This window comes from Pseudomonas sp. NPDC087029 (assembly GCF_044745345.1).
Classification (GTDB): domain Bacteria; phylum Pseudomonadota; class Gammaproteobacteria; order Pseudomonadales; family Pseudomonadaceae; genus Aquipseudomonas; species Aquipseudomonas faucium.
Genome location: NZ_JBIVAB010000018.1, coordinates 14,648 through 39,438 on the forward strand (window position 1 = coordinate 14,648; position 24,791 = coordinate 39,438).

The 24,791-nt window shown below is 66.1% G+C and carries 30 protein-coding genes; 15 read left to right on the top strand and 15 right to left on the bottom strand.

Translation table 11 applies throughout. From position 1 onward, the window contains the following. Positions 1-84 precede the first annotated feature (84 nt). A complete protein-coding gene (locus ACIPG5_RS22260) occupies positions 85-387 on the top strand; it encodes a DUF3509 domain-containing protein (protein ID WP_236235302.1) in 303 nt (100 codons plus the stop codon). Positions 388-390: 3 nt separating this feature from the next. Here the strand turns inward: ACIPG5_RS22260 and ACIPG5_RS22265 are convergent, their stop codons facing one another. Both ACIPG5_RS22265 and ACIPG5_RS22270 read right to left on the bottom strand, forming a co-directional pair. After that, a complete protein-coding gene (locus ACIPG5_RS22265; protein ID WP_401378216.1) occupies positions 391-687 on the bottom strand; it encodes a hypothetical protein in 297 nt (98 codons plus the stop codon). Between the two features lie 114 nt (positions 688-801). Beyond that, positions 802-1,272, bottom strand: coding sequence for a phosphate-starvation-inducible protein PsiE (locus tag ACIPG5_RS22270; protein ID WP_176510892.1), 471 nt, complete (start codon positions 1,270-1,272; stop codon positions 802-804). A 226-nt stretch (positions 1,273-1,498) separates the two neighbouring features. Between ACIPG5_RS22270 and ACIPG5_RS22275 the strand changes: the two genes are divergently transcribed. After that, the gene (locus tag ACIPG5_RS22275; RefSeq protein ID WP_176510891.1) at positions 1,499-1,762 is read left to right on the top strand and encodes a YebG family protein; all 264 of its coding nucleotides are present in this window, start codon (positions 1,499-1,501) and stop codon (positions 1,760-1,762) included. Positions 1,763-1,779: 17 nt separating this feature from the next. Here ACIPG5_RS22275 and ACIPG5_RS22280 read toward each other — a convergent pair whose 3' ends face one another. After that, a complete protein-coding gene (locus ACIPG5_RS22280) occupies positions 1,780-2,799 on the bottom strand; it encodes a Glu/Leu/Phe/Val dehydrogenase family protein (RefSeq protein ID WP_176510890.1) in 1,020 nt (339 codons plus the stop codon). A gap of 124 nt (positions 2,800-2,923) precedes the next feature. On the opposite strand from ACIPG5_RS22280, the gene ACIPG5_RS22285 reads away from it, so the two are divergent. Then, complete coding sequence (locus ACIPG5_RS22285) at positions 2,924-3,730, top strand: SirB1 family protein (protein ID WP_401378220.1); 807 nt, start codon at positions 2,924-2,926, stop codon at positions 3,728-3,730. Here ACIPG5_RS22285 and maiA read toward each other — a convergent pair. Genes maiA through hmgA form a run of 3 tightly spaced genes read right to left on the bottom strand, consistent with a single transcriptional unit; the run spans position 3,724 to position 6,966 of the window. Then, entirely contained in the window at positions 3,724-4,356 is a 633-nt protein-coding gene (gene maiA / locus ACIPG5_RS22290) for a maleylacetoacetate isomerase (RefSeq protein WP_401378223.1), read from the bottom strand. The two genes, ACIPG5_RS22285 and maiA, sit on opposite strands and share 7 nt — an antisense overlap. 12 nt (positions 4,357-4,368) lie before the next feature. Continuing rightward, positions 4,369-5,661, bottom strand: coding sequence for a fumarylacetoacetase (gene fahA / locus ACIPG5_RS22295; protein ID WP_176510887.1), 1,293 nt, complete (start codon positions 5,659-5,661; stop codon positions 4,369-4,371). Positions 5,662-5,664: 3 nt separating this feature from the next. After that, positions 5,665-6,966, bottom strand: a complete 1,302-nt coding sequence (hmgA, locus tag ACIPG5_RS22300) for a homogentisate 1,2-dioxygenase (protein WP_236235307.1) — start codon at positions 6,964-6,966, stop codon at positions 5,665-5,667. A 114-nt stretch (positions 6,967-7,080) separates the two neighbouring features. Between hmgA and ACIPG5_RS22305 the strand changes: the two genes are divergently transcribed. Beyond that, on the top strand, positions 7,081-7,863 hold the full coding sequence (locus ACIPG5_RS22305; RefSeq protein WP_176510885.1) for an IclR family transcriptional regulator: 783 nt from the start codon (positions 7,081-7,083) through the stop codon (positions 7,861-7,863). Positions 7,864-8,094: 231 nt separating this feature from the next. Here the strand turns inward: ACIPG5_RS22305 and ACIPG5_RS22310 are convergent, their stop codons facing one another. The 4 genes from ACIPG5_RS22310 to ACIPG5_RS22325 all read right to left on the bottom strand — a co-directional run bounded on the left by ACIPG5_RS22310 (position 8,095) and on the right by ACIPG5_RS22325 (position 11,271). Next, positions 8,095-9,009 (bottom strand): SDR family oxidoreductase, encoded by a 915-nt coding sequence (locus ACIPG5_RS22310; RefSeq protein ID WP_176510884.1) that lies wholly within the window; start codon positions 9,007-9,009, stop codon positions 8,095-8,097. Between the two features lie 116 nt (positions 9,010-9,125). Beyond that, positions 9,126-10,031, bottom strand: coding sequence for an alpha/beta fold hydrolase (locus tag ACIPG5_RS22315; protein WP_176510883.1), 906 nt, complete (start codon positions 10,029-10,031; stop codon positions 9,126-9,128). A 177-nt stretch (positions 10,032-10,208) separates the two neighbouring features. Next, complete coding sequence (locus ACIPG5_RS22320; protein ID WP_176510882.1) at positions 10,209-10,895, bottom strand: LrgB family protein; 687 nt, start codon at positions 10,893-10,895, stop codon at positions 10,209-10,211. Further along, positions 10,885-11,271 (bottom strand): CidA/LrgA family protein, encoded by a 387-nt coding sequence (locus ACIPG5_RS22325; protein WP_236235309.1) that lies wholly within the window; start codon positions 11,269-11,271, stop codon positions 10,885-10,887. The genes ACIPG5_RS22320 and ACIPG5_RS22325 overlap by 11 nt, the downstream gene beginning before the upstream one ends. Positions 11,272-11,368: 97 nt before the next feature. Here ACIPG5_RS22325 and ACIPG5_RS22330 point away from each other — a divergent pair, with 97 nt between their 5' ends. Beyond that, positions 11,369-12,241, top strand: a complete 873-nt coding sequence (locus tag ACIPG5_RS22330; protein ID WP_236235310.1) for a LysR family transcriptional regulator — start codon at positions 11,369-11,371, stop codon at positions 12,239-12,241. A 43-nt stretch (positions 12,242-12,284) separates the two neighbouring features. Here ACIPG5_RS22330 and ACIPG5_RS22335 read toward each other — a convergent pair whose 3' ends face one another. Beyond that, a complete protein-coding gene (locus ACIPG5_RS22335) occupies positions 12,285-12,740 on the bottom strand; it encodes a flavodoxin (RefSeq protein ID WP_401378230.1) in 456 nt (151 codons plus the stop codon). 104 nt (positions 12,741-12,844) lie between these two features. Between ACIPG5_RS22335 and ACIPG5_RS22340 the strand changes: the two genes are divergently transcribed. After that, positions 12,845-13,273 carry a PAS domain S-box protein gene (locus ACIPG5_RS22340; RefSeq protein ID WP_401378233.1) on the top strand — a complete coding sequence of 143 codons (429 nt, stop codon included), beginning with the start codon at positions 12,845-12,847 and terminating at the stop codon, positions 13,271-13,273. Between the two features lie 59 nt (positions 13,274-13,332). Then, entirely contained in the window at positions 13,333-13,950 is a 618-nt protein-coding gene (locus tag ACIPG5_RS22345; RefSeq protein WP_176510877.1) for a hypothetical protein, read from the top strand. Here the strand turns inward: ACIPG5_RS22345 and ACIPG5_RS22350 are convergent. After that, positions 13,935-14,867: a MerR family transcriptional regulator gene (locus ACIPG5_RS22350; RefSeq protein ID WP_401378236.1), complete on the bottom strand. Its 933-nt coding sequence runs from the start codon at positions 14,865-14,867 to the stop codon at positions 13,935-13,937. The genes ACIPG5_RS22345 and ACIPG5_RS22350 overlap by 16 nt on opposite strands. Before the next feature lie 218 nt (positions 14,868-15,085). Between ACIPG5_RS22350 and ACIPG5_RS22355 the strand changes: the two genes are divergently transcribed. The 4 genes from ACIPG5_RS22355 to ACIPG5_RS22370 all read left to right on the top strand — a co-directional run bounded on the left by ACIPG5_RS22355 (position 15,086) and on the right by ACIPG5_RS22370 (position 17,056). Beyond that, a complete protein-coding gene (locus ACIPG5_RS22355; protein WP_176510875.1) occupies positions 15,086-15,646 on the top strand; it encodes an antibiotic biosynthesis monooxygenase in 561 nt (186 codons plus the stop codon). 76 nt (positions 15,647-15,722) lie between these two features. Continuing rightward, the gene (folM, locus tag ACIPG5_RS22360; RefSeq protein WP_286913139.1) at positions 15,723-16,415 is read left to right on the top strand and encodes a dihydromonapterin reductase; all 693 of its coding nucleotides are present in this window, start codon (positions 15,723-15,725) and stop codon (positions 16,413-16,415) included. Between the two features lie 10 nt (positions 16,416-16,425). After that, positions 16,426-16,722: a DUF1244 domain-containing protein gene (locus ACIPG5_RS22365; RefSeq protein ID WP_236235314.1), complete on the top strand. Its 297-nt coding sequence runs from the start codon at positions 16,426-16,428 to the stop codon at positions 16,720-16,722. Further along, positions 16,715-17,056, top strand: coding sequence for a HopJ type III effector protein (locus ACIPG5_RS22370; protein WP_401378240.1), 342 nt, complete (start codon positions 16,715-16,717; stop codon positions 17,054-17,056). Before ACIPG5_RS22365 ends, ACIPG5_RS22370 begins: the two co-directional genes overlap by 8 nt. Before the next feature lie 115 nt (positions 17,057-17,171). Here the strand turns inward: ACIPG5_RS22370 and ACIPG5_RS22375 are convergent, their stop codons facing one another. The 3 genes from ACIPG5_RS22375 to ACIPG5_RS22385 all read right to left on the bottom strand — a co-directional run bounded on the left by ACIPG5_RS22375 (position 17,172) and on the right by ACIPG5_RS22385 (position 20,445). Next, on the bottom strand, positions 17,172-18,080 hold the full coding sequence (locus ACIPG5_RS22375; RefSeq protein WP_401378243.1) for an alpha/beta fold hydrolase: 909 nt from the start codon (positions 18,078-18,080) through the stop codon (positions 17,172-17,174). Between the two features lie 164 nt (positions 18,081-18,244). Next, positions 18,245-19,456: an enoyl-ACP reductase FabV gene (gene fabV, locus ACIPG5_RS22380; RefSeq protein ID WP_401378245.1), complete on the bottom strand. Its 1,212-nt coding sequence runs from the start codon at positions 19,454-19,456 to the stop codon at positions 18,245-18,247. Positions 19,457-19,590: 134 nt separating this feature from the next. Next, positions 19,591-20,445, bottom strand: coding sequence for a LysR substrate-binding domain-containing protein (locus tag ACIPG5_RS22385; protein ID WP_286914126.1), 855 nt, complete (start codon positions 20,443-20,445; stop codon positions 19,591-19,593). Positions 20,446-20,580: 135 nt separating this feature from the next. Here ACIPG5_RS22385 and ACIPG5_RS22390 point away from each other — a divergent pair, with 135 nt between their 5' ends. The 4 genes from ACIPG5_RS22390 to ACIPG5_RS22405 are packed head-to-tail and all read left to right on the top strand — an operon-like array spanning position 20,581 to position 24,709. Next, positions 20,581-21,621 carry an agmatine/peptidylarginine deiminase gene (locus ACIPG5_RS22390; protein WP_401378249.1) on the top strand — a complete coding sequence of 347 codons (1,041 nt, stop codon included), beginning with the start codon at positions 20,581-20,583 and terminating at the stop codon, positions 21,619-21,621. Continuing rightward, a complete protein-coding gene (gene aguB, locus ACIPG5_RS22395) occupies positions 21,618-22,514 on the top strand; it encodes an N-carbamoylputrescine amidase (RefSeq protein WP_176510867.1) in 897 nt (298 codons plus the stop codon). The genes ACIPG5_RS22390 and aguB overlap by 4 nt, the downstream gene beginning before the upstream one ends. A 2-nt stretch (positions 22,515-22,516) precedes the next feature. Continuing rightward, a complete protein-coding gene (locus ACIPG5_RS22400) occupies positions 22,517-23,602 on the top strand; it encodes an extracellular solute-binding protein (protein WP_176510866.1) in 1,086 nt (361 codons plus the stop codon). Between the two features lie 3 nt (positions 23,603-23,605). Further along, positions 23,606-24,709 (top strand): agmatine/peptidylarginine deiminase, encoded by a 1,104-nt coding sequence (locus ACIPG5_RS22405; RefSeq protein ID WP_401378253.1) that lies wholly within the window; start codon positions 23,606-23,608, stop codon positions 24,707-24,709. The last annotated feature ends 82 nt before the right edge of the window (positions 24,710-24,791 follow it).

The following is a 24,791-nucleotide window of genomic DNA, read 5'->3' on the forward strand; positions in this document are numbered from 1 at the left end:
TGCATGAAGGTGCCGATCAATGGCCCTGAACCAACCCGGCGTTTGCCCGGTCAACTTCTGCAGTCAACTTTGCAGAGCTGGGCCATGCACAACCCATTCGATCAGATCAGCGCCGCCTTCGCCCCCGAATACCGGGTCAACCTGAGCATCGAACGCCTGGACGGCAGCATCATGCTGACCCTCTCCGACGACGCCGGCGTGGTCGCCAAGCGCCTGATCACTCAAGCCCAACGCAATGACCCGCTGCGCCTGCAGCGGGTCATCGACAGCATTCGCCTGGGCCTGGCCATCGAGCTGGGGCAGAACCCGCTGCAGGTGCTCGCGGCCCTGACCCGCGAGCCGGCCCCTGGCGCACGCCCGTTCGCGGCAGCGCGCATCGCCAACTGAGCGTCAGCCCAAGGTCGTCAGCATCCGCCCGATTTCACGCTCCAGGTCGGCGAGGCCCAGGCCCTTGAACCGGTGCGCGCTGTCGAAGGTGTGCGGTTCATGGAACAGGCCGAACAGGCCCGGGTCGTAGGTCGGTTCCTGCTGCTGCTTGAGCCAGTGGATGGACTCGTCGACCAGTGTGCGGCTAGCCACCACACGCAATTGGACGACGTCGGCGACTTCGGTGACATGCACGGCTTCAGGGTCAAGTTTGAGCGCGTACTTGAGGTGGGCATGGACTTGTTCGATGGTCACGTTCATTGCTGTTCTCCTCCAGCGCCCCTCGATCGCGACCGGATGTCACGATTCGTTGCTGGGCGCCGGCGAAGATTCAACACGGCAGGCCGCAAACCTCGGGCCTAGATAGCTAGCCCCTCACTTGCCGTCTTCGACTTCCTTGCCATTGGCATCGAGCACCTTGGTCGACGGGTAGCGGTAGGAGGCGTAGCGCACCACCAGGATCGCGAAGGCCAGCAGCAGGATGCCGCCGCACACGTACAGAAGGCCCACGTCCGGTGCCTTGTGGTGCGACACATCGCCGATCAGCAGGCGCGTCAGCGCGGTGATCGCCACGTAGAGCAGGAAGCGGATCGGCATGTGGTTGGTCTTGAAGTAGATCCCGACCATCGCCCCCAGCTCCAGGTAGATGAACAGCAGCAGGATGTCATCGACGCTGACCCCACCCTTGCCGAGCATGTCGAGGAAGGTCACCACTGCCGCATAGGCGGTGATGGCGCCAATGCCGAACAGCGCCAGGTAGTGGAACCCCTCGACGCACAGATTGCCCAGCGAATCGGCCGAGCCATGCAGCCCCTTGCGCAGCCTTTCGGCCCATTTGATGTTCACGATGTCCAACTCCCCCGATACGACCTGAAGATGATGCGCCAGCTCTGTGACGCTTGTGCCATGCAGTTAAAGGGCCAGGCCCTCGCCTTGGAAGGCGGCCGATTGCCGCAAGGCACCTGTGGGCTAGGCTTTTTTGCAGCAAGGCTTGCGCCTGGGGCGCCGGGCCATTACTGTATGCGCATACAGTAATCGATCAACCAACCGCAAAAAGGCACAGAGGTGATGAATGGCCGTCGAAGTGGTGTACCGCAGCAGCCGCGACCCGGAGCGCTTGTTCATGGATAAGGCCGAAGCAGATCGTCACGACAAGATGCTCGAGCTGGCCGAGCGCCTGGCCGAGGTGTTGCACAAGGCAGTGCCGTCGCTGACCGAGCAGCAGGTCGAGGAAGCCGGCATCTACATGGCCAAGAACCGTGACGTGTTCGCCCGGGCGTTCAAGAGCCAGCCGGATGCATTGGCCGAGCTGCTCGAAGGGGGCGCTGCGCAATAAGCGCTGCCAGGTGCTTGTCAGCCGTACAGCAGGCGCTCGGCGAGCATCTGCGCCACCCGCGCCGGGGAGCGCTTCTCGGCCTGGGCGTGGGCGAACACTTCGGTCAGCCGCGAGGGAATGCGCGCCAGGTGCGCGGTGATGGTGCCAAGGTCTTCGCCGCGGTGCTTCATCGCCACATAGATGAGCCCACCGGCATTGATCACGTAATCCGGCGCATACAGGATGCCGCGTGATTCCAGCTGGTCGGCCACCTGCAAGGTGGTCAGCTGGTTGTTCGCCGCCCCGGCCACGGCTGCGCAGCGCAGTTGCATCACGCTCTGGCCATTGAGCACCGGCCCTACCCCGCACGGCGCGAAGATATCGCAGGGGGTACTGATCAAGGCGTCGTTGGTGACCGGGTGAGCACCGAACTGCTCGACCGCCAGGCGCACGCGCCCGGGGTCCAGGTCGCTCACCAGCAGTTCCGCGCCCGCGGCGTGCAGCTGCTCGGCCAGGGCATAGCCGACATTGCCCAGGCCTTGCACCGCCACCCGCAGGCCTTCGAGGTTGCCGCTGCCCAGGCGCGCCTGGGAGGTTGCCCGGATGCCGGCGAACACGCCCATGGCCGCATGCGGCGAGGGGTCGCCGGAGGCCGTGGTGCTGGTGACATGGGGTGTGCTCTGGGCGATGCAGTCCATGTCCAGAGTCGAGGTGCCGCTGTCCACGGCAATGATGAAGCGCCCCTGCAAGGTATCGATGAAACGGCCGAACGCCTCGAACAGCGCCGCGCGGTTTTCCACATGCGGGTTGCGCATGATCACGGCCTTGCCGCCGCCCAGCGCCAGGCCGGCCAGCGCTGCCTTGTAGCTCATGCCCTGGGCCAGGCGGATGGCATCGGTCATGGCGCTTTCGTCATCGGCATAGGGCAGGTAGCGGCAACCGCCCATTGCCGGGCCCAGGTGCTCGCTGTGAATCGCCACCACGGCCTTCAGGCCAGTGGGCGGGTCGATAAACAGGTGCAGCGACTGGGTACGGGTGCTTTGCATCAGCGCGAACATCGACGGGCTCCCCAACGAGGTGCTCCTACCAGTATAGGCACGCGGCCATCGCCGGCACGCCGGGCGGACCACTGGACGAATGCCGGCGCCGGGGCTAATACTCAAGGGTGTGTGGAGAACCCCGATGAACCCACGTAAAGCCTGCCTGGCCTGCCTGGAACGCGAACCTGTCGCCCTGTTGGAAGCCGCGTTGTGGATTGCCGCCGAGCACGACCGCAAGGCCGAGCCCGCGAGCGCGATTGCCAGCTTGCATGAGCTGCAGCGTGAGGTCAGTACCCGCCTGCCGATGCTGCCATTGAACGAACTGGCGCAGCCGCTGCTGCGCCAGCTCACCGCGCTGGGCTTCCAGCAAGACGAATTTCACCCGCTGCGCCCACAGGCAGCACTGCTGGACAAGGTGCTGCAACGCCGCCGCGGCCAACCCCTGGCACTGGCCATCATCACCCTGGAGCTGGCCCGCCGCCTGTCGATACCGCTGGAAGGCGTGGCATTCCCCGGGCACTTCCTGCTGCGAGTGCCGGGTGCCGATCATTTGCTCGACCCTTGCGGCGGCCGGCGCCTGTACCCCAACGATTGCCGTGAACTGCTGGCCCGCCAGTTCGGCCCGCATGTGCCGCTGACCGCCGAGCACCTGCGCGCGGCCAGCCCGACGCAGATGCTCCAGCGCCTGTCACGCAACCTGCGCCAGCTGCACATCAGCAACGACGACCACCTGGCTGCGCTGATCGACGCCGAGCGCGTCATGCAACTGGGCCCGGTGCAGGTCAGCGACTACATGACTCGCGCATCGCTATATCAGCACCTGGATTGCCCGCAAGCCGAGCGCTTCGACCTGGAGCATGCACTGCTGCTGACCGACGACCCGGTGCAGCGCCTGAAGCTGTCCGAACGGATCGGCAAGCTCCCGACAGCCAACCACTCGCTTCACTGAGCGGGCGTGTCCACCTGGCAGGCCGGATGCGCCTTGGCGAAGGCCGGGTGCTCGCTTGCCAACGCCGCTACCCGGCGAATGCACGGGTAGCCCGCCAGGTCGATGTTGAAACGCTCGGCCGCGTACAGCTGCGGAATCAGGTACACATCGGCCAGGCCCGGCTCATCGCCGAAGCAGAAACCCCGATCGCCGATCAGTTGCTCCACTGCCGCCAAGCCCTGGCCGATCCACTGGCCGATCCACTGATTGATCTGCCCCTCGTCATGCCCGAGCCGGCGTAGCTCATTGAGCACGCTGACGTTGTGCAGCGGGTGCACATCGCAACCGATGATGGCCGCCACACCGCGCACCTTGGCCCGCGCCTCGGCACCCGCCGGCAACAGCGCAGGCTGTGGATAAGCCTCCTCCAGGTACTCGATGATCGCCGGCGACTGCACCAGCAGCTCACCGCCGTCGGTGCGCAAGGCCGGCACCCGGCCCTGCGGGTTCAGCGCGACATAGTCGCTGCCACGCTGTTCGCCCTTGAGCAGGTTGACAGGCAGGGCCTGGTAACCCAGGCCCTTGAGCGCCAGGGCGATGCGCACCCGGTAGGACGAGGTGGAACGGTAATAGGTGTACAGCTCCATGGCCCTGCCCCCTCAGTTGGCCGCGATGATCTTGCCGCGGCATTCACCGAAGCCGATGCTGGCCACGCCATCGCGCTGGCAGCGGGCGCGCAGGATGATCTCGTCGCCGTCCTCGAGGAACTTGCGCAGCTCGCCACTGGCCAGCTCCACCGGCTGCTTGCCACCCACGGTGGTCTCCAGCAGGCTGCCGAAGGCGTCGGGCGTGGCACCGGACAAGGTGCCCGAACCGAACAGGTCGCCAGGCTGCAACTGGCAGCCGTTGACGCTGTGGTGGGCGATCAGCTGGGCCACTGTCCAGTACATGTTCAGGGTGTTGCTCAGTGCCAGGCGCTGGGCCGGCAGGCCCTGCTCGCGCATGCGCTCGGTGAGCAGCAGCACTTCCAGTTCGATATCGAAGGCGCCGCTGGCCTGGTCGCGTGGGTCCAGCAGGTACGGCAGTGGCTGCGGGTCGCCCTCCGGGCGCGCCGGCTGGGCGCAGCGGAACGGCGCCAGCGCTTCGGCCGTCACCACCCACGGCGAGATCGAGGTGATGAAGCTCTTCGACAGGAACGGGCCGAGCGGCTGGTATTCCCAGGCCTGGATATCTCGCGCCGACCAGTCGTTGAGCAGGCACAGGCCCGCCAGGTGCTGTTCGGCCTCGGCGATCGGGATGGCCTGGCCCATGTCGTTGCCCTGGCCGATCCAGATGCCCAGCTCCAGCTCGTAGTCCAGGCGTGCGCAGGGGCCGAAGCTCGGCTCGCTGTGGCCGGCCGGCAGCGTCTGGCCTTTCGGCCGGCGCACCTCGGCGCCCGAGGGGCGCAGGGTGGAGGCGCGGCCGTGGTAGCCGATCGGCACATATTTGTAGTTGGGCAGCAGCGGGTTGTCGGGGCGGAACAGCTTGCCGACGTTGGTGGCGTGCTGGATGCCTACGTAGAAGTCGGTGTAGTCGCCGACCTTGGCCGGCATGTGCATCTGGCAATCGCTGGCCGGGTACAGCGCCGCGCCCAGTGCAGCCTGGTGCTCGCTGTGTTCGCCCAACAGCGCCTGCAGGCGTTCGCGCAGCGCCACGCGGGCGTTGCGGCCGAGGGCGAAGAAGGCGTTCAGCGCCCCACCACGGGTCGCCTCGACGGCGGCCTTGGCCTGGCCGTCGAACAGCCCGGCGGCCAGCACCGCCTCGAGGTCGAGGATGGCGTCGCCGATGGCCACGCCACAGCGCAGCGCTTCACCCGGGCGGCTGAAGATGCCCAGCGGCAGGTTCTGCAGCGGGAAGTCGCGGTGCCCGTTGGCATGCTCGACCCAGCTACGGGCATTGGCGGTCTGGTTCATCGGTTATCTCCGGTTCGGGTTGAAGGTGCTCGGCAAGGTGGCCCAGCAGCTGTCGTAGTCGGCCTGCAATTGCGGGCATTCGAGGGCCTGGCGGCTCGGGCGCAGCACCTGGCTGGTCTCGAACATGAAGGCCATGGTGTTGTCGATCTTGTGCGGCGCAAGGTCGGCGGCGATGGCTTTTTCGCAGGTGTCGGCATCCGGCCCGTGGGCGCTCATCACCCCGTGCAGCGAAGCGCCGCCCGGCACGAAACCTTCGGCCTTGGCATCGTAGGCGCCGTCGATCAGGCCCATGAACTCGTTCATCAGGTTGCGGTGGAACCACGGTGGCCGGAAGGTGTTTTCGGCCACCATCCAGCGCGGCGGGAAGATCACGAAGTCCATGTTGGCCAGGCCATGCACGCTGGTCGGCGAGGTCAGCACGGTGAAGATCGACGGGTCGGGATGGTCGAAGCTGACCGTGCCCAGGGTGTTGAAGCGGCGCAGGTCGTACTTGTAGGGCACGTTGCTGCCGTGCCAGGCGACCACGTCCAGCGGCGAGTGCTGCAGCTCGCAGGCCCAGTGCTCGCCGAGGAATTTCTGCACCAGCTGCACCGGCCCTTCGGCTTCTTCGTAGTGCGCCACCGGGGTGAGGAAATCGCGCGGGTTGGCCAAACCGTTGCTGCCGATCGGGCCGAGGTCCGGCAGGCGCAGCGGGGCGCCGTGGTTTTCCGCGATGTAGCCACGCGCCTGGCCATCGAGCAGCTCGACGCGAAACTTCATGCCGCGCGGGATCACCGCGATTTCCAGGGGTGCGACGTCCATCACGCCCAGTTCGCTGGCGATGCGCAGGCGGCCGTGTTCGGGCACCAGCAGCAGTTCGCCGTCGGCGTTGAAGAACACCCGGTCCATGGAGCGGTTGGCGCGGTAGATGTAGATGCTCACGCCCGCGGGTTTTTCCGACGGCGCGTTGGCCACCATCGGCAGCCAGCCTTCGATGAAGTCGGTCGGCTCGCTGGGGATCGGCTGCGGGTTCCAGCGCAGGCGGTTGGGGGTGACCGCGCCCAGCGGGCCGCCGAGGGGCTGGCGCTCGAGGCGTTCGAAGCGCGGGTGCAGGGCCGAGGGGCGGATGCGGTACAACCAGGTGCGGCGCAGTTCGCTGCGGGCCATGGTGAACGCGGTACCCGACAGCAGCTCGGCGTACAGGCCATAGGGGGCCTTCTGCGGCGAGTTCTGCCCGACAGGCAATGCGCCGGGCAAGGCTTCAGAGGCGAATTCGTTGCCGAAGCCGCTCAGGTACTGAAGGTCGGGGGACGTGTCGCGGTTCATCGAAGCCTCCGGGTTTTGTTTTTATCGTAATCAGATTACGAATAACGTAATTTGCTCCCTGCATGGCGTCAAGCTATAAAGGCGCGACTCGAAGAATCCGGAACCTCCACGCCCATGGCCAAAGCCAGCTCCCCCACCGACACCGGCAAGCAGAAGGTCCGCTCGGCGGAAGTCGGCACCGACATCCTCAAGGCCCTCGCCGAGCTGTCCCCGTCCACCTCGCTGTCGCGCCTGGCCGAACATGTGCAGATGCCGGCGAGCAAGGTGCACCGCTACCTGCAGGCGCTGATCGCCAGTGGCTTTGCCGAACAGGATGCGGCCACCAATCATTATGGGCTGGGCCGGGAGGCGCTGCGCGTGGGCCTGGCGGCGCTGGGCAGCATCGATGTGCTGAAGGTGGCGGCGCTGCCGCTGTCGCAACTGCGCGACGCGCTCAACGAGAGCTGCTTCATCGCGGTGTGGGGCAACCAGGGCGCCACGGTGGTGAGCATCGAGCCTGCGGTGCGGGCCGTTACCGTGGTGACCCAGATCGGTTCGGTGCTGCCGCTGCTCAGTTCGTCGACCGGGCTGGTGTTTGCCGCCTACCTGCCCGAACGCGAAACCGTGGACCTGCGCGAGCGTGAACTGGCCACGCTGCAGCACACCGCCGCCGACTACGAAGCGCTGCTGGCCGGCATTCGCGAACGTGGCCTGCACCATGTGCATGGCCTGCTGATGCCTGGCGTCGATGCGCTGTCGGCACCGGTGTTCAACGCCCTGGGGCAGATTGCTGCAGTGATGACCGTGGTGGGGCCGACGTCGATCTTCCATGCCGATGAACATGGCCCGGCGGCCCAGCGCCTGCTGGCGGCAGCGCGTGACACGAGCTGGCGCATGGGCCATTCGCCACAGGCCTGAAGCGCCTGGGCACTGTTGCCCGAAACGTAAAGGTGAATGTCATAAGCGGCTATTTTTCCCACAGGATCAAGCGCTTATTCTTAACTCACTGGCCGGCATGAAGGGCACTACCCCCCCAGCTCTTCAGGCTTGCGAGGTTCACCGACGTAGATTTTGAAGCTCCTTGATCTAACGTCTCGATTGGCCGCTGCGATTGCAGCGGCTTTTTTTATGCCCGGTGAAAAGCGGCCCTCACGCCAGCGGATACTTCTGCAGGTTGGCCATCATCTGCTGCAGGGCCTGGATGTTGTCCTGCGGGTGCAGCGCGCCTTCGAAATCGCCAATCTGCGCCCAACTCTCGGCCACCTGCTCCGGGGTGAAGCCTTCACGCGGGTCGAAGCCCACGCCCAGGCTGCGCTCCCAGCGCACCTTGCCAATCCAGCCGCCGCCCACTTCGAACAGCGCCCCGCTGTCCTGGCACTGCTCGCTGCCCAGGTACACCACCAACGGGCTGACCAGCTCGGGCTTGAGGCGCTCGAACACCTGCGGCGGGATCAGCCCCTCGGTCATGCGTGTGCCGCCGGTGGGCGCGATGGCGTTGACCAGCACGCCGTGCTTGCGCCCTTCGATGGCCAGGGTGCGGGTCAGGCCATACAGGCCCAGCTTGGCCATGCCGTAGTTGGCCTGGCCGAAATTGCCGTAGATGCCGGACGTGGAGGCGGTGAAGATCACCCGGCCCCAGTTCTGCTCGCGCAGGTGCGGCCAGGCGGCGCGGGTGACCTTGAAAGCGCCCTCGACATGCACCTGGTAGACCTGCTCCCAGTCGGCATCGTCCATCTTGTGGAAGGTTTTGTCGCGCAGGATGCCGGCGTTGTTCACCAGCACATCGACCCGGCCGAAATCGTCCAGGGCCTGCTCGACGATGCGCGCGCCATCGCTGACCGAATCGTGGTTGGCCACGGCGCTGCCGCCGGCGGCGCGAATCTCGGCCACCACGCGGTCGGCTGCCGAAGCGCTGGCGCCTTCGCCGTGGCTGGAGCCACCCAGGTCATTGACCACCACCCGGGCACCGCGCGCGGCGAACAACAGCGCATGGGCGCGGCCCAGGCCGCCGCCGGCCCCCGTGACGATCACCACACGGTCTTGCACAGATACCGGCTCGTTCATGCCCTTGGCTCCAGGTCAGGTTGAATGCAGCGAGTCTGGGCCAACGCCCAGGCGGCGGACAATCAAGCGCACCCACGCTGAATGCCAGGCGATAACGCAGGCCGATGGTCGGCGGCTCAGGACCAGGCGACTTTGCGTGGCAGGTAGCTGAGCAGCTTTTCGCGAAACGCCAGGTAATGGCGCAGCACCAGCGTCGGGGCTTCGGTATGCGGGTAATGGCCGATGCCTTGCAGCTGCACGGTGTCCGCGTTGGGCACCAGCTGCTGGTAGCGCTCGACCATGCGCGCGCCCGACAGCGGGTCGACCACGCCGTTGATCATGCGCAGGGGCACACCGTCGGCCCGCAGCGCTCCGACCCAGCGTTCACGCTGGGCCCTGCGCTCGGGCACGAAGCTCACCAGCTTGTGCAGGATGCGGGTACCGCCGTGCGCGGCAATCAGGCTCCAGCAGTCGTCCAGGGCACTTTCGCTGGGGTGGGTGCAGGGCCCGTAGATCTGCGTGACATTGCGCACCAGGTCATCGCGCTTGAACGAGCGCCCGAACAGCCAGCCCAGGCGGCTGAGCAGCAGCTTCTGCACCAGCAGCACCTGGCAGCTTTCCGGGAACAAGCCGCTGTTGAGGAACACGCAGCTGGCGATGTCGGCGCGCTGCTCGTGGTGCCGGGCCAGCAGCTCCTGGGCCACGCTGCCGCCATAGTCGTGGGCCAGCAGGTGCACCGGCGCGTCGACCTTGAGGTGGGCCAGCAAGGCCTGCTGCAGGTCGGCCTGCTCCAGCAGGCTGTAGTCGTGGTCCAGCGGTTTGGCCGAGTCGCCAAAGCCCAGCATGTCGCAGGCGATCAGGCGAAAATGCTGGGTCAACGGCGCCCACAGGTAGTGCCAGTCCCAGCTGGCGGTGGGGAATCCATGCAGAAGCAGCAGGGGCTCTCCTTGCCCTGCGGTCCAGTAGCGGATGCTCTGGCCCCGGAACGTGAAACTCTGTCCCCGGGTACGCCAGACGCACAATGGTATCTCGGCCAATGGCATCGTATTCGTCCCGGTTGTCTAGCGTTTGAGGGTGTTGGGCAAGGCTGCGGTCATTGCGTGTCACCTCGGCACATACATGTGCTCTCTGTGTCGAGGCCGAGTCTAATCAGGCGCCCCCTCGCTGAAACTTGCGTTGCCAGCCAGCTTGATGACTGAGCGAGTCAGTGGCACGAACGGTCACAGCAGCATCGCCAGCAGGGGCGCGGCGAACAGGTTGAGCAAACCGGTCAGCACCATGACCAGGCCAGCCACGGAACCTTCTTCGCGGCCCACTTCATGGGCGCGGCTGACGCCGGCGCCATGCGCGCCAACACCGAACAGCGCCCCCCGCGCCAACGCCGAGCGCAGCGGCAGCCAGCGCAGCAGTACACCGCCGAACAGGGCACCGAGCACCCCGGTGAACATCACGAACACCGCGGTCAGCTCGGGCACGCCACCCAGGTCATGGGCCAGCGGCATGGCGAACGGCGTGGTGATCGAGCGCGGCACCAGCGACAGGCTGGTCGCGGCATCCAGCGACAGCAGGTGGGCCAGGCCCCAGGAGCTGGCGATCGACGCCGTGCTGCCGGCCAGCATGCCGAGCAGCAACGCCGGCCAATCGCGCGCCAGCATCGCCCGCTGCTGCCAGATCGGCACGGCGAACGCCACCGTGGCCGGGCCCAGCACGCTCATCAGCCAGTGGGTATTGCGGGCGTATTCGGCATAGGCGGTGTGCAGGGGCACAGCCACCGCCAGCAGCAAGGCGGGCACCAGAATCAGCGGCGACACCAGGTAACGCCCGGTCCGCCGGTACAGCCAGCGGCTGCCCAGGTAAGCGAGCAAGGTCAGCGCCAGCCAGAACAGGGGCATGGGTTCAAGGCTCATGGCGCAACCTCCAGCGGCACACCAGTTCGACGGTGACGGCAGTCACCACCATGACCATCAGGGTGCTCACGGCAATCACCAGCAGGATGCGCCAGCCTTCCTCGCGCACCAGGCTGCCGTAGTCGAGCAGGCTCATCAGTGCCGGGATGAAGAACAACAGCATCTCGGCCATCAGCCAGCCGGCGCCCAGTTGCAAGGTGGCGGGTTTGACCACGCCGCAGGCGAACAACACCAGCAGCAACGCCAGGCCCATCACGCCGCCTGGGATTGGCCAGCCCAGCCAGCCGGCGAGCTGGCCGCCGAACCAGAACAACGCCATCAGCACCGCCAGCTCGGCGAGCAGGCGCAGGGGCTTTTTCAGTAACGCGGGTTTCATGGGGGGGGTCCTCTACAGGCCCTTATTTTAGGATTGGGCTGCCCAGGCCAAAAGCGAATTGTTAGACTGATCTGCATTCCATAATGGAATTCGAATGATGGAATTCAAACAGCTACGCAGCTTCATCGAAGTGGTGCAGCGCGGCGGTTTCACCCAGGCCGCGCAGACGCTGCACATCAGCCAGTCGGCGGTGAGCAAGCAGGTGGCTCAGCTTGAGCAGGCGCTGGGGCAGCCGCTGCTCGAACGCCAGGCCTCGCACCTGCACCTGACGGCAGCCGGGCGCATCGTCCTGGAACGGGGCGAGGCGCTGTTGCGCCAACGCCAGGCACTGCTCAACGAACTGGACGACCTTGGCCAGATGGAACGCGGCGAACTGCGCCTGGGCCTGCCGATGCTGGGCAGCGATGCCTTGTTCGCCGGGTTGTTCGCCGAGTACCGGCGGCGCCACCCGAACATTGCCATTCAACTGCTCGAAGGCGGCAGCCGCACGGTCGAGCAGGCGGTGCACAGTGGCGAGCTGGAGTTGGGCGGCAGCCTGACGCCGAACGACCCGGCGTTCGAATACCAGCCGTTCTGCAACGAGCCGCTGGATGCGCTGTTGCCCACGGGGCATGTGCTGGCAGGGTTGCAAGAGGTCGAATTGCGGCAACTGGCCGACACCCCTTTTCTATTGTTTCAGCGCGGTTTCGTGCTCAATGAACGGCTGCTCAAGGCGTGCCAGCAGCAGGGCTTCACGCCCAAGGAAGGCGGGCGCAGCGGCCAGGCGGACTTTCTGGTGGCACTGGTGGCGGCGGGGCAAGGTGTGGTGCTGCTGCCGCGGGTGGTGGCCAAGGCGCTGGAGCGGCCTGGGGTGGTGAGGTTGCCGTTGCGGGCGCCGGACTACCTGCGCTGGGACATCGCCTTCATCTGGCGGCGTGGTGCGTATCTTTCGCGGGCGGCCAAGGCTTGGCTGGAACTGGTGAAGGGATAGGCCTCTGTGGGAGCCGGCTGGCCGGCTCCCGCAGAAAAATGCGTCAGGCTTTCAAGGCCTGGGCAAAGTCGGCCAGCCACGGCTCGGCATCGGTCTCCGGGGTCACGGTCTCGCTGGCATCGAGCTTGAGCATCGCCAGCACTTCGCGCACGCCCAGCTCGGCGAACAGCTCGCGCATCTGCTCGCCACCGCCGCAGTAGGTATCGCCATAGCTGGAATCACCCAGGGCGATCACCCCACCCGGCAGGCCGCGCCAAGCGGCTGGCAGGGTGTCGCGAATAGTGCTGTACAGCGGCATCAGGTTATCCGGCAGCTCGCCCATGCCAGTGGTCGAAGTCACCGCCAGCAACGCGTCGGGGGCAAAGCCTTCAAGGTCCTGCTGGGTAGCACGGGCAGCGTGCCAGGCTTCAAAGCCTGCGGCCTTGAGCAAAGCCTCTGCATGGCGGGCGACTTCTTCGGCGGTGCCGTACACGGAGCCGGAAATAATGGCGACTTTCATCAAGAAGAGGATTCCGAAACTGAGTGAAAACGTAGGATACTAGCATTCGGCGCTGGCAAAAGGCCGCCTCTACCAAAGTCCCCTTTCCGCTCGATGGCCCGGACATGATCAACGCGCAACTGCTGCAATCGATGGTCGATGCCTCCAACGACGGGATCGTGGTCGCTGAACAGGAAGGCGACGACACCATCCTGATCTACGTGAATGCAGCGTTCGAACGCCTGACCGGCTTCAGCCGCGACGAAATTCTCTACCAGGATTGCCGCTTCCTGCAGGGCGATGATCGCGACCAGCTTGGCCGCGCACGCATCCGCAAGGCCCTGGCCGAAGGCCGCCCGTGCCGCGAAGTGCTGCGCAACTACCGCAAGGACGGCAGCGCTTTCTGGAACGAGCTGTCGATTACCCCGGTGCGCTGCGACGCCGACCAGCGCAGCTATTTCATCGGTATCCAGAAGGACGTCAGCCGCCAGGTCGAGCTGGAACGCGAACTGGCCCAATTGCACGCTCGTCGGAATTCCGACGAGCACCCCTGAACCAAGCGCCCTCGGCACGGTCCATCCCGTTGAAGAAATCGTCACCACCGAGTTCGATCATGCAAGCCGATGCGCTCCTGACCCAGGACGAACTGGATTTTATCCAGGACATGCAGCACTCCCCGCAGTTGAACCTGGCCGACCCGGTGTCGAGCCTGCTGGTCAACGGCGACCATCGCATTCAATCGTTGCTGACCCGCCTGGTCGCCAACGAGCAGGTCACCCTGCAGGCGCAGTTCAACAACCAGCAGATCAGCTTCCCGCTGCAACTGGTCGAAGACGAGTTCCACGCCCTGCACCTGCAGATCGGCTCACCGGAAATCTACGAAGACGGCCCGATGCTGCGCCCCTGGCGCCTGTCGATGGACCAGCCGAGCGCGCTGCTCGATGCCCAGGGCCAGCCCAGCGGCCTGCTGGTACGGGATATTTCCTTCAAGGGCGCGCTGGTGGAGATTCGCGGGCTGGCCCAGGCGCCTTCGCGCTTCGACCTGCATTTCGCCCCCGGCGGCATCCCGGCGATCACCCTGCACGGCAGGCTGCGCCGGCGCATCGGCCCTGAACTGGCCGCCTACGACCTCAGCCGCAGCCCGGCCGAAGAAGTCGAGCGCCTGCGCGAGTACATCCTCCAGGCCCACCGCCAGGCGCACCCGGAACTGCACGCTCAAGTATCGAGCTGACCGGCCAGGTACTGTCGCAAACGCCGCCGCATCAAACCCGCTTCTGCGCCGAGGCACGCCACCGGGCTGCCCGCCAGGCGTTCCTGGGCCCCTTCGGCCGCCTCACCGGCCAACAGCAACGGGCACTGCAGGCCCACCACCAGGCGAGTTAGCCGCTTGGTCAGCTCCACAGAAGGCACATGGTTGGAAAACAGCACCACGGCATCCGGCCCGAGGCGCTCGCTGACCAGCGCCAGTTCTTCCAGCGGTTGCCCTGGCATCAACGTGGTCACCGCCACCTCGTCGCTGGCCAGCAGCAGGCCGTTTACCAGCAACTCCAGCTCCAGGCACAGCCCCGGCAACGGCACCAGCAGCACATGATGGCTGCAACGCTGGCGTGACAGCTGCAAACGGGCGAACACCCGGCCGCGCAGGAACTGGTCGAGAAACAACCACTCGCTAGCCCGGCCAAAGGCCGCCTGCCCTGCCGCCAGGTCGTGCCACACCGGCATGAACACCTCGGCGAACACCTGGTCCAGGCTGAGGGCGGCGAACACCTGGTCGAACAGCCGATCCAGGCCCGCGCTGTCGAAGCGATGCACCGCATCGCGCAAGCGGGCCTGCCAGCCTTTGACGGTGTCGCTCACCAGGGCGTGCTGCGCCACCGCCTGGTCGCGGGCAAGGATGCTGCCGACCTTGCTGACCGCGACACCGCGCTCGAGCCAGCCGAGGATACGGCGGATTTCATCGATGTCGGCCTGCGAATACAGGCGATGCCCGCTTTCGGTGCGGGTAGGCAGGATCAGCCCGTAGCGGCGCTCCCAGGCGCGCAAGGTCACGGCATTGACCCCGGTGAGGCGAGATACTTCGCGGATGGGGAAGAGCTGGTGGTGTTCCACACCGACTTCGACTGGCGAAGTACATCCCTGTTTGTTCATCAGCACTGAGCGGCCTGTGCACGGAAGTTGAACGCGCATTCTACAACGTCAGGATAGACCGCAGGACAACAAGCGTTTGCTACAGGATATTTGCAGAACGCGCCCTGCAGCGGATAATCCGCGCCCGATTCTTGCATGCACGCCTGCGTCGCCCACCACCCCGGGCGCCACAGCCTAGGGGCTAGCTACCCGCCAGCCCCGCCGCCAGGAGATACACGATGTCTACCCCACCCGTCACCTTGCTGGTGTCGCGCCGCGCTGCCCATGGCCGCTACCAGGACCTGCTGGCCTGGCTGCACGAAGGCGAACAACTGGCCACCGACTTCCCCGGCTACCTCGGCTCGGGCATCTTCGCCCCGCCCCGTGACAGCGACGAATTCCAGATCATCTTCCGCTTCAGCGACGAACCCACGCTGCACGCCTGGGAACACTCGGCCTCGCGCCGGGCCTGGTTGCAGCGGGGCAATGGCTTGTTCGAACGCCCCAAAGAGAGGCGCGTCAGCGGCATCGACGACTGGTTTGGCACCAACATGGTGCAGAAGCCGCCACGCTGGAAGCAGGCAGTGGCCATCTGGCTGGCGTTCTTCCCGGTGTCGTTGCTGTTCAATGTGCTGTTCGGCCACTGGCTGGCGCCACTGGAGCTACTACCGCGGGTGCTGCTCAGCACCCTGGCCCTGACCCCGCTGATGGTCTACCTGTTCATCCCCCTTTCCACCCGCCTGCTGGCCAGCTGGCTGCACGCCACCCCAGCACCCGGCGCCGCCCTGCGCAGCCGCTGAGGCCGGGGCTACAAGAGGGAAACAGTTCGGGTATGCTGGGCGGCAACGACAGGACAGACAAGTTGACCGCCCGCACATGAACAGCCCCATTCTCATTACCGGAGCCAGCCAGCGCGTCGGGCTGGCTCTGGCACTTGAGCTGGCACAGGCCGGCCACACCGTAGTCAGCGCCAGCCGCAGCGTGCAACCGCAGCCGGCGCACCCGAACATCGTGCAGTTCCAGGCCGACCTGTGCCAGGCCCCCGACCGCCAGGCGCTGATCGATTTTCTGCAGCAGCATTACGACGGCCTGCGTGCGATCATCCACAACGCCTCGCTGTGGCTCGACGACGGCCTGGACAACCTGGACACCATGTTCCGCCTGCATGTCGAAGCGCCCTACCACCTCAACCTGGCCCTGGGCGAGCTGCTGGCCAAGGTGGACAAGGCCGACATCATCCACATCTGCGACGAAACCTCCTCGCGCGGCAGCAAGAGCCACATCGGCTACGCCGCGACCAAGGCCGCGCTGCAGAACATGGTGCTGTCGTTCGCCGAGAAGTACGCGCCCAAGGTGCACGTCAACGGCATCCTGCCCGGCCTGCTGATCCTCAAGGAAGGCGGTGACGAGGCCTACCGCCAGCAGACCCTGAAGAAGGCCCTGCTGGAATTCGAACCCGGCGCCGGGCCGCTGATCGAGACGGTCAAGTACCTGCTCGCCAGCCAGTACAGCACCGGCAGCCAGGTGGTCATCAACGGTGGCCGCCACCTGAAGAACCGCATGACTTGAGAGAAACGCCATGACCCCGCAACAACAACTCGAGCTCGAGGCCGCCGCCTTCCGGCGCCTGGTCGAACACCTGCAAAAGCGCACCGATGTGCAGAACATCGATTTGATGAACCTGTCCGGTTTCTGCCGCAACTGCCTGTCCAAGTGGTACAAGGCCGCCGCCGACGAGCGCCAGCTCGAGGTCAGCCTGGACGATGCCCGCGAAGCGGTGTACGGCATGCCCTATGCCGAGTGGAAAGCCCAACACCAGAAAGAAGCCAGCGCCGAGCAGCAAGCGGCGTTCGAAAAAGGAAAACCTCGTGACTGACCTGAACACCCTGCGCGCCAGCCTGGCCAGCGGCCAACATGCCTTCGCCGACACCTTGGCGTTCGTTGCCGCCCAATACAGTTACCAGCCCCAGGCCTTCGATAACGGCGGCGTGGAAAACGCCGCCGGGCAGAACGAAGGCTCGTGCAAGACCTTGGGCCTGGCCCTGCTGGAGGGCCTGAGCGACCAGGAGGCCCTGCTGGCCTTTGGCGAGCATTACCGCGATGTGCAGGCCACGCCCGAAGGCAGTGACCATGGCAATATCCGTGCGCTGATCAAGCATGGCCTGGCAGGTGTGAAATTCGCCGAGCTGCCGCTGTCGCGCAAAGCCTGATATCGCCAGGGCCGCGGCGCCGCCCAATCGCTGGCAAGCCAGCTCCCACAGGTTCAGCGTTGGTCGCTTTTCTGTGGGAGCTGGCTTGCCAGCGATGAGGCAGGTGCAGGCAACATCAGCTGATGATCTGCCCCGGCCCTCCTGCCATCACCCTCCCACACTCAAGCCATTGCAACGCCACCGGCCACAGGCTGTCGCGAAACCGGTCGTGGAAAAACGCAAAATGGCCAATCTCCTCAACCGAGATATCCACAGGCGCGATGCGCAGGTGATGGCGCTCGGCGCCTTGCAAATAACCCAATAGGCGTTCAGTCGCCGCCACGGTGCCGAACGGGTCGTCGGTCAGGCTGATGGCCAGGGTCGCTGCACGCACCCGGGCAAAGGGTGCCTCCTCCAGCCCGCGCCCGCTGGGCCGGTGTTCATAGCGCGGGGTACGGGTGGTCCAGTCGTGCACCACGCCGGCCGGGGTGTCTTCCATCCAGCCCAGGCGCTTGCCGGGGAAGTAGCCGAACGCACGGGTCAGCAGCGGCATCACCACGTGCCATTTGCCCAGCAACCGCCAGCGCTGGTCGGCGGCGTAATCGCGCCAGTAGGCGAACTGCGCGCCAACCATCAGCACCCGCCGCACCTGCCCGGCAGAGGGCGCCAGGCCCACGGCGCAACCACCGAAGCTGTGCCCCACCACATCCACCGGCTGGCCGGGGAACGCCTGCGCCGCATGCGCCAGCATGGCCTCGAAATCCAGCCGGCCCCAATCGCTCCATGAAGCCTTGAAACCGCGCAAGGAAGGCGGCCGCGATTCGCCGATGCCACGGTAATCGTAGGTCAGCACATCGAAACCCTGGGCGAACAGGTAGTCGGCAAAGCGCGCGTAGTAGCGGCAGCGTACGGAGGTGGCGGCATTGATGATCACCAGCGGGCGCTGGGGGTTGGCCTGGGCGTGGCGCCAGCAGAAGCCACCGAGGCTGTAGCCGTCGGCTGTGGTCTGGCGAAAAAAAGTGGCCGGTTGGGTGAGGCTGCTCATGGCGCGCTTTCCTTTTGTTGTGCGCCAACGCTAGCAAAAAATCTTGTGCCTGTACCGGCCCTATCGCCGGCAAGCCGGCTCCCACAGGTACACAGCAGGCCTTTGGAGGCGATGCTATTGCTGTGGGAGCCGGCTTGCCGGCGATAGGGCCAGCCCGGTTTTGCTTACAGCTCGATGCAGTCGAAATTCACATCGGTGGCCACGTCTTCGTCGTAGTTGACGTCAGCGCGCTCGAAGCCGAACAGGTTGAGGAACTGCTTCTTGTAACCGGCGTAGTCGGTCAGCGCGAACAGGTTCTCGGTGGTCACGGTCGGCCACAGGGCCTTGCAGGCACCCTGCACGTCGTCACGCAGTTCCCAGTCGTCCAGGCGCAGGCGGCCTTTTTCGTCGACTTGGGCAGGCTGGCCGTCGGCGCGGAACATGCGCTCGCGGAACATGCGGTCGAGCTGGTCCTGGGTGCCTTCGTGAACGCCCTTCTCCTGCATGATCTTGAAGACCATCGACAGGTACAGCGGCATCACCGGAATGGCCGAGCTGGCCTGGGTCACCACCGACTTGAGCACGGCCACGTTGGCGCCGCCTTTCACCTCTTTGGCCAGCTTCTCGTTCAGGCGCAGTGCGGTTTCGTCCAGGTCCTGCTTGGCCTGGCCCAGGGCGCCGTGCCAGTAGATCGGCCAGGTGATGTCGCTGCCGATGTAGCTGAAGGCCACGGTGCGCGCGCCTTCGGCCAGCACGTCGGCGCCGGCCAGGGCGTCGATCCACAGCTGCCAGTCCTGGCCGCCCATGACGGTGACAGTGTCGGCGATTTCCTGCTCGGTGGCCGGCTCGATGCTGGCCTCGATGATGGTGTCCTTGTTGGTGTCGATGGCCGTCGACTTGTACGGCTCGCCGATCGGCTTGAGCGCGGAGCGGATCAGCTCACCGGTCTGCGGCAGCTTGCGCACCGGCGAGGCCAGCGAGTAGATGACCAGGTCGACCTTGCCGCCCATTTCGTTCTTGATCAGCTCGATGACCTTGGCGCGGGCTTCGTCGGAAAAGGCGTCACCGTTGATCGACTTGCTGTACAGGCCCTCGGCCTTGGCGAACTTGTCGAAGGCGGCAGCGTTGTACCAGCCGGCGGTACCAGGCTTGGTCTCGGTGCCCGGCTTTTCGAAGAACACGCCCAGGGTGTCGGCCTTGAAGCCGAAGGCGGCGGTGATGCGTGCCGCCAGGCCGTAGCCGCTGGAAGCGCCGATGACCAGTACCTTCTTCGGGCCATCCTCGCGCACGCCTAGCTTGCGGGTGGCTTCGATCTGGTCACGGACGTTGAGCTCGCAGCCCTTCGGGTGAGTCGTGGTGCAGATGAAACCGCGAACCTTAGGATGAATGATGGCCAATGTCTGTACCTCGTCAGGTTTATGCTGGGGAAGCGCCGCCAGGGGCGCTTCCGATTGATCAGAGGGTGAGACTACCCCCGCAGGTTATCCGACACATATTACGGGCTGATCGGGGGGATTCAAAACTGCCCGCGTCATTCCTGGCCCAGCGCGCCCTTGAGCCATTCGAGAAATTGCCTGGCCAGCGGGTCGCCCTGGCTGTCGCGGTGCACCAGGCAGGCCCAGGCCGGGCCGCGCACCCGCTGCGCCGACAGCGCCTGCAGCAGCCCTTGCTGCACCGCCCGGCGGGCCAGCAGCTGGCTGACCAGGGCAACGCCCAGGCCTTCGCTGGCGGCATCCAGCAGCAGGCCCGGGTCGGAGAAGTTCAGCCCCTTGCCCTGCTGGCCGACATCCTCGCCCCCTTCCAGCTGCCAATGGCTCCAGTCCATCTCGCGTTCGCCGTGCAGGGTGGTGCGGCCAGGGGCCGTGGCCAGCGAGGGGTGGCAGGCCGGGTAGAGGTGGTCCTGGTGCAGCACGCTGAAGCTGCATTCGGCCTGGGCGCTGAGGTCATCACGGATGGCCAGGTCGATGGTCTCGGTGGCCATGTCGGGCACCTCGAAGCTGGTGAACAGCCACAGGTCGACCTCTGGGCAGCGCTGATGGAAATCGGCCAGGCGCGGCAGCAGCCAATGCCGGGCGAATGCCGGCGTGGTGTTGACCACCAGCTGGTTGGGCTTGCGGTACTGGTCGAGGCGGCGAATGCCCACTGCCAGGTGCTGCAGCAGCGACTGGGTGGTGCTGAGCAGGTCGTGGCCGGCATCGGTCAGGCTGACGCTGCGGCCACTGCGGTAAAACAGCGGCTGCTCCAGGTAGGTTTCCAGGCTGCGGATCTGTTGGCTGATGGCCGACTGGGTGAGGTTCAGCGCCTCAGCCGCCTTGTGGAAGCTGCCCAGCCGCGCGGCCGCTTCGAAGCCTCTGAGGGCATTGAGGGGTGGCCAGTGTTTGAGCATGATCGATAAGCCCTGCTGATCAGATATGCGCTAAATCTATCGTTTGTCGCTGCCGCTTCATAGCCATAGCATGGTCACCAACACCCGCGACGGCGGGCTTCGTTGATAAAAATCCTTAATAGATCGGAGTTCTCTATGGACCTGTCCCTCGACAGCGGCTGGCGCATGCCTGCCGAATGGGCCCGCCACGCTGCCACCTGGATGATCTGGCCGCACAACCAGGCCCTGTGGGAAAGCGGCTGGCAGGTGAGCCTGGCCGACGTGCAGCGCGATTTTGCCCGGGTGGCCGCCGCCATCGCTCGCTTCGAGCCGGTGAAGATGGTCGTCGACCCTGCGGCCCTGGCCAGTGCCCGCGCCCTGTGCGGCAGCAACATCGAACTGATCGAGCTGGCCGTCGATGACAGCTGGTGCCGCGACAGTGGCCCCAGCTTCATCTGCCACCCACAGCATGGCCTTGCCGGCCTGAGCTGGCGCTTCAACGCCTGGGGCGGCAAATCCGCCCACGGCCTGGACCGCAGCCTGGGCCGACGCATCCTCGACCACCTGGGCCTGGAGGGCTTCAGCACCGCCTTGTGCAATGAAGGCGGGGCCATTCACGTGGACGGCGAAGGCACCTTGATCACCACCGAATCGGTGCTGCTCAACCCCAACCGCAACCCCGGCATCAGCAAGGCCGAATTCGAGCGCTGCTTCGCCCGTCACCTGGGCATCCGCAAGACCATCTGGCTGCCAGGCGACCCGCAGTACGTCACCGGCGACATGACCGATGGCCATGTGGACGGCGTGTGCGCCTTCGCCCGCCCCGGCGTGCTGCTGGTCGATGCCACCCATGACCAGGGTTCGGTGTACGCCGAAGTGGTGCGGGAAAACCGCCGCGCCCTGGAGCTGGCCAGCGATGCCCAGGGCCGCCGTTTCGAACTGCTCGACCTGTACGAAGCCAGCGCCGCAGTCGACCCGGATGCCGAGGTGTTCTGCGCCTCCTACACCAACTTCTACCTGGCCAACGGCGCAGTCATCATGCCGGCCTATGGTATTGCCGCCGACGACGCTGCCGCCGCGCAGCTGGCCCACGCCTTCCCGGATCGGGAAATCGTGCCGGTGCGCATCGACCATATCGCCCACGGCGGCGGCGGCATCCACTGCATCACCCAGCAGCAACCCGAGGTGCAGCCATGAGCCTGCTGCGCATCGCCACCACCCAGATGCCGTGCAGCTGGAACCTGCCGGACAACCTCGAGCGCGCCGAGCAGCTGGTGCGCCAGGCCGCCGCCCAGGGCGCCCAGGTGATCCTGCTGCAGGAGTTGTTTGCCACGCCCTACTTCTGCATCGAACAGGACCACCGCCACCAGGCCCTGGCCCAGCCCTACGCCGACAGCCCGATCCTGCAGCGCTTCGCCGCGCTGGCCGGCGAGCTGGGCGTGGTGCTGCCGCTGAGCTGGTACGAACGGGCCGGCAATGCCTTCTTCAACTCGCTGACCGTCGCCGATGCCGACGGCCGCCTGCTCGGGGTCTACCGCAAGACCCACATCCCCAACGCCATCGGCTACCAGGAGAAGGAATACTTCAGCCCCGGCGACACCGGCTTCAAGGTCTGGGACACCGCCTTCGGCCGCCTGGGCATCGGCATCTGCTGGGACCAGTGGTTCCCCGAAACCGCGCGCTGCCTGGCGCTGCTGGGTGCCGAGGTGCTGCTGTTCCCCACCGCCATCGGCTCCGAGCCCGGCGCCGCCGAGCTGGACTCGCGCGACCACTGGCAGGTCGCCATGCGCGGCCACGCCGCCGCCAACCTGCTGCCGGTGGTGGCGGCCAACCGTGTCGGCGAGGAAGTCGCCGGCAGCGACCCCGGCCTGTCCATGCGCTTCTACGGCTCGTCGTTCATCTGCGACCACAAGGGCGCGCTGCTGGAACAAGCCGACCGCAACAGCAGCGGCATCTGGCTGCACGACCTGGACCTCGCGCGCATGCGCGAGGACCGCCTGAGCTGGGGCATCTACCGCGACCGGCGCCCGGACATGTACGCGCCGCTGCTGACCCTGGACGGCAACCACTCCCACCTTGCGAGGGCCTGACCATGAAACTGCCTCACCTGGCGGCACTCGCCCTGGCCCTGTGCACCGCCCACGCCCAGGCCGAGCAGCCGACGCTGCGCCTGTACAACTGGGCCGACTACTTCGCCGCCGACACGCTCAAGCAGTTCACGGCCGAAACCGGCATCCAGGTGATCTACGACGTGATGGACGGCAGCGAAGTGCTCGAAGCCAAGCTGATGTCCGGGCGCAGCGGCTACGACCTGGTGTTCCCCGGCGACACCGTGGCCGAGCGCCTGATGCGTGCCGGCAGCCTGCAGAAACTGGACCGTAGCCAGCTGCAAGCGCTGGACGACATCGACCCTGGCCTGCGCAAGCTGCATGACCAGTACCCCAAGGCCAGCCAGGCCACGGTGCCCTACACCTGGGGCACCATCGGCCTGACCAGCAATGCCGGCATGATCCGCCAGCGCATGCCCGATGCCCCGCTGGACAACCTCGATTTGCTGTTCAAGCCGGAGCTTGCCGCCAAGTTCGCCGACTGCGGCATCTCGATCATCGACTCGCCCGACGAAGTGCTGGCCGTGGTGCTCAACTACCTGGGCCGCGAACCGCGCAGCGCCAAGCGCGAAGACCTGGCCGCGGCCAGCGAACTGCTCAAGGCGGTGCGCCCGTACATCCGCAAGTTCCAGTCGCAGCCGGTGACCGAGCTGGTCAACGAGAACCTGTGCCTGTCGCTGGGCTACAGCGGCGACGTGATCCAGGCCCAGCGCACCGCCGAGGCCGCCGGCAAGCAGCTGGACTTCCAGTACCGCGTGCCGCGCCAGGGCACCACGGTGTGGATGGACACCATGGCGATACCTGCCGATGCCAAGCACCCGGAATACGCCTATCGTTTCATCAACTTCGTCATGCGCCCGCAGAACATGGCCGCGATCAGCAACTTCACCGGTTACCCCACGGCCAGTGCCAAGGCGCGCGAGGCGGTCGAGCCGCGGCTGCGTGACAACCCCGATATCTACCTCGACGAAGCCACCTATGCCCGGCTGATCCCGGGCCGCGACATCCCCCAGGCCGACATGCGCGCGCGCATGCGGGTGTGGACGCGCTTCAAGACTGCACAGGACTGACCCATGCCAAGCCGTAGAACCTTCCTGCAACTGTCACTGGCCGCAGGCCTGGGCGCCAGCCTCGGCTTGCCCCTGGGTCTGGCCCGCGCCGACCAGGCGGGCCGCTGGTTCATGCCCGACGAGGGCGAGCCGCAGCAGCGCGCCTTCATCGCCTTCGCAGCGCAAGACGCCATCTGGGAGGACTTCACCGCCGACGTGCAAGCGGCCCTGGGCCGCATCGCCCAGGCCATCGCCCGCTACCAGCCAGTGACCGTGTTCTGCCGCGAAAGCGAGCGCGCGCTGGCCGAGCGGCGCTGCGCCAGCGCCAACACCCAGTTCGTCACCTGCGCGCTGGATGACATCTGGATGCGCGACATCAGCGCCAACTTCGTCGTCGACGAGGGCGATGGCCTGGCCGCAGTGGACTTCAACTTCAACGGCTGGGGCAACAAGCAACGCCACCGCAACGACGCCCAACTGGCCAAGCGGGTGGCCGCCCTGGCCGGCGCGCGCTACCAGCGCAGCGAGCTGGTGGGCGAAGGCGGCGCCATCGAGGTGGACGGCCACGGCACCGGCATCATGACCGAGAGCATCTGGATCAACGCCAACCGCAACCCCGGCTGGAGCAAGGCCGAGGTCGAAGCCGAACTCAAGAAGCGCCTGGGCCTGGGCAAAGTCATCTGGCTGCCGGGCATCGCCGGCGAGGACATCACCGATGGCCATGTGGACTTCTATGCCCGCTTCGTGCGGCCGGGCGTGGTGATTGCCAACCTCGACAACGACCCCGAATCCTTCGACTACGAGGTTACGCGCAAGCACCTGGAGATTCTCAAGAAGGCCACCGATGCCGAAGGCCGGGCCTTGCAGGTGCACCTGGTTTCGCCGCCAACGCGCGGGCGGCGCAACAGGTTCAGCAAGAGCGCCGATTTTGCCGCTGGGTACATCAACTACTTCGTCATCAATGGCGCCGTCATCGCCCCGCAGTTCGGCGATGCCCAGGCTGATGAGAAGGCCCGGGCGCTACTGGCCGCGCTGTATCCAGGGCGCGAGATCGTGCAGCTGGACATCGATGCGATCGCCGCAGGTGGCGGTGGCATTCATTGCGTCACCCACCAGTGCCCGGCCTGACGGGCCTCCTCGCCGGCAAGCCGGCTCCCACATTGATCACCGCTGACCCTGTGGGAGCCGGCTTGCCGGCGATTGCGCCACA